Annotated in this window: 5 protein-coding genes; 2 read left to right on the forward strand and 3 right to left on the reverse strand. The window is 37.0% G+C overall.

Annotated features, from left to right (window positions below):
- Window positions 1-49: 49 nt before the first annotated feature.
- Together ACY65O_RS13835 and ACY65O_RS13840 are read right to left on the reverse strand one after the other, a co-directional pair.
- Entirely contained in the window at window positions 50-289 is a 240-nt protein-coding gene (locus tag ACY65O_RS13835) for a hypothetical protein (RefSeq protein ID WP_462221448.1), read from the reverse strand.
- Between the two features lie 150 nt (window positions 290-439).
- Window positions 440-1,231 carry a tetratricopeptide repeat protein gene (locus ACY65O_RS13840; protein WP_462221449.1) on the reverse strand — a complete coding sequence of 264 codons (792 nt, stop codon included), beginning with the start codon at window positions 1,229-1,231 and terminating at the stop codon, window positions 440-442.
- 103 nt (window positions 1,232-1,334) lie between these two features.
- Here ACY65O_RS13840 and ACY65O_RS13845 point away from each other — a divergent pair, with 103 nt between their 5' ends.
- On the forward strand, window positions 1,335-2,450 hold the full coding sequence (locus ACY65O_RS13845) for a TolB family protein (protein ID WP_462221450.1): 1,116 nt from the start codon (window positions 1,335-1,337) through the stop codon (window positions 2,448-2,450).
- 49 nt (window positions 2,451-2,499) lie between these two features.
- Entirely contained in the window at window positions 2,500-3,258 is a 759-nt protein-coding gene (locus ACY65O_RS13850) for a zinc metalloprotease (RefSeq protein WP_462221451.1), read from the forward strand.
- Window positions 3,259-3,262: 4 nt separating this feature from the next.
- On the opposite strand, the gene ACY65O_RS13855 is transcribed toward ACY65O_RS13850, so the two are convergent.
- Window positions 3,263-3,632, reverse strand: a 370-nt coding sequence (locus tag ACY65O_RS13855) for a metallophosphoesterase family protein (protein ID WP_462221452.1), incomplete at its 5' end; no start/stop codon positions are given.

Below are 3,632 nucleotides of genomic sequence, written 5' to 3' on the forward strand. Positions count from 1 at the left end.
AAGCAAAATGCAATGAAGCAACCGGAAAAAATGAGGATGCCATATTAAATTATAAACGTTCTTCGGCATATTTTTCAGGCTCTTGTATCATTAAATGTACATCGCAAACTTTGTTGGTTGCTTTGCGGATATGCTCAATAATTGGCAGCCCAAAACTGATGTTAGGTACAAAGCGGCCATCCATTACATCTAAATGAAACCAGTCGGCCTGGCTTTGGTTTAGCATATTGCACTCGGCTTGTAAATTTAAAAAGTTAGAGGCAAGGAGAGAAGGGGCGATGATGGGCATTGTTGAATGTTGAATGTTGAATGTTGAATGTTGAATGTTGAATGTTGAATGTTGAATGTTGAATGTTGAATGTTCTATTTGCAAAGCTAACTATATAAAAAGAATACACAAATTATCATACTCTTTAAACTTTCAACCATCAAATTTCAACTATTTTAATTTAGCCAATGCGTCTTTTGCTTCCACAAAATCAGGATTATACAGCAATGCAGTTCTGTAACTTTCTCCAGCATCATTGGGCTTATTTAATTTTTCAAAACACCTCCCCATCCAGTAATAACCTTCGTCAAATTTATTTTGAAGTGTAACGGCTTTGTCTAAAACTTTCAGCGCTTCTTCATATTTTCCCATGTCATACAGCGTAATTCCTTTTTCACGGTAAGCAAACATGAATGTGTAATCCAGTGCCAGGCAATTATCAAAAAAAGTTATGGCTTTTTGTTTATCACCAATGGAACTGTAATACAAACCTTTTATTAAATTGGCTTCTTTATCAGCCTTTGCATTTTTACCCATTATTAAAGCATCGGCCATTGCCAGTGCCATATTGTTTTTTGTTTTTGCGTACAACCATCCCAGCGACATAATAAATTGCGGATCGGGAAAAATATCAATTGCTTTTTGGTAAGATCGTATAGCGTTGACAGTATCTTCCTGTATAATGCACAGCTCAGCTTTTTTATCCCAAAGCTTTGCATCGGTACTGTCAATTTGTATTGCTTTATTAATTTCGGCAAGCGCCATATCTGCAGTGCCGTTATCCTGGTAATACTGTATCAGCGTTTCTCTCAGTAAAAGCGAATCCGGATATTTATCAATTGCATCTTTCATTTCTTTTTCCTGCATGGGTATTTGCAACTGCGTAACGGGTTGTTCTTTTACTGCGTTATTGCACGAAGAAAAAATGATGATGGCTAAAAAAAGATTTATTATTTGCTTCATAAAATATATTGCCGCAAATTTAAGTGATAGTTACAAACCTCATGACATTTTTCTGACAATTAAAACCAACAGCCTGTTAACTTTGCTGTATAAAATAAATTTGATGAAAAAAATTGCTCTTCCTGTAACAATTGCGTTGGTTTTAACTATTGTAATCAGTTCTTTCAACATCCCTACAACCATAAGCTACCAGGCAAAAATTTCAAACTTTTCCGATACCATTCTTTTTCCCGGCGAAAAACATTTTGCCAATGTACAGCAATTAACTTTTGGTGGCGATAATGCCGAAGCCTATTTTAGTTTTGATGGTAAATGGATTATTTTTCAACGTACCAATCCTAAAGAAGGTATTATGTGTGATGAAATTTTTATTGGTAAAGTACCTGTTAATGGCGAAAAATTTAATCCCAAAAAAATAAGCAGTGGTAAAGGCAGAACAACCTGCGGTGCATTTTTAAAAGATGGTAAACATGTGGTGTATGCCAGCACACATTTAGGTGCCGACAGTTGTCCGCCTGTGCCGGACAGAAAAAAATACGGCAACAAATACATTTGGCCATTGTACGACAGTTACGATATTTTTCAGGCCGACCTTAATGGAAAAATTGTAAAGCAATTAACCAAAAGCAAAGGATACGATGCAGAAGCCACTATTTCTCCTGATGGAAAAAAAATGCTGTACACCAGCACAAAAGATGGCGATATAGATCTGTACATAATGAATTTAAAAACTGGTAAAGAAAAAAGAGTAACCGACCTCTTAGGGTATGATGGTGGCGCATGGTTTAGCCCCGATGGTAAAAAAATAATCTGGCGTGCCAGCAGGCCTAAAACTGAAGCTGAAATAAAAGAGTATAAAGAATTGCTTGCCGAAAATTTGGTAGCCCCTACCAATATGGAAGTATATATTGCCAATGCCGACGGTAGTAATGTAAAGCAGGTTACTAATTTTGGTAATGCCAACTGGGCACCGGCATACATGCCCGATAATAAAAGAATAATTTTTGCCAGCAACCACCAAAGTAAAAGAGGTTTTCCTTTTAATTTATTTATTATTAATGAAGATGGGAGCGGACTGGAAAAAATATCTGCAGAAAAATCTTTTGATGCCTTCCCTATGTTTAGCCCCAACGGAAAGAAGCTTATTTTTTGCAGCAACCGCAACAATGGTGGTACAAGAGATACCAATATTTTTATAGCGGATTGGGTGGAGCAATAAAGAACCGTTTCGGCACGTTTTTCGTAAGTAAAGTTTTAAAATCATACTTATGAAACATGCGATTACAATTTTTTTGCTGGCAATTATTTCTGTTAATAATTTTTCCTGTAAAAAGAGTGATACCATAAACGGGCTCCCTTCCATTAGCAGTGACAATAATAAAGCCGTTGGAGCTTCGGCAAATGAATTATTAAGTGCTGCAAGTTTTACTTCTGTAAAAATAGAAATTCAGTATATGCCGGGGTTTGCACCAGACGCTGCTGCATTAAACAACATTACTTCTTTTTTAAATTCACTTATAAATAAGCCTAGTGGTATTACAATTGTGCAAAGTCAAATTTCTGCTTCGGGTAAAACTGTATTATCATTAAACGATATTGCCACTGTAGAAAAAAATAATCGAACAGTTTATACTTCGGGCAGCCAGTTGGGGGTTTATTTTTTATTTACTGATGGCAGTTATACCGATGCTAATGTTTTAGGTTTGGCGTACCGTAATACATCAATGTGTGTTTTAGGAAAAACGATCCATGATAATTCAGGAGCAATCGGCCAGGCCAGCCGCACCAAATTAGAATCTACAGTTTTAGAACACGAGCTGGGTCACATTCTTGGTTTGGTTGATGTGGGCACGGTTATGCAAACCAATCATAAAGATGCAGCGCATGGCAGCCATTGCAATAACACCAACTGCCTTATGTATTATGCTTCGGAAACTACAGATGTGCTGGGCTTTTTAATTACAGGAAGTATTCCGCCATTGGATGCTAATTGCAAAGCAGATTTGAAAGCGAACGGAGGTAAGTAATTTTTTATTTACTTCCTAATTCTATCACTTCGCAATCTTTCATTTCTTTTCCATCAATTTTAAAACGTATAAGTGTTCTTACTTTATGCCAGCCCTGTTTGCCTGCTGCACCGGGGTTCATGTGCAGGCACTGCAATTTATCATCGAACATAATTTTTAAAATGTGGCTGTGGCCGCTGATGAAAAGTTGAGGTTGATGAATGAGTAATTCTTTTTTTGTTTCAGCATTATACCGTGGCGGATAGCCACCAATATGCCGCATCATTACTTTTACTTCTTCGCACATAAAAACCAATTGTTCAGTAAACTCGGTTCTAATACCGTGTCCGTCGATATTGCCGTAAACCCCTCTCAACAAGGTCACACGGGACGTC

The sequence above is a fragment of the Ferruginibacter sp. genome (assembly GCF_031430955.1).
Classification (GTDB): domain Bacteria; phylum Bacteroidota; class Bacteroidia; order Chitinophagales; family Chitinophagaceae; genus Ferruginibacter.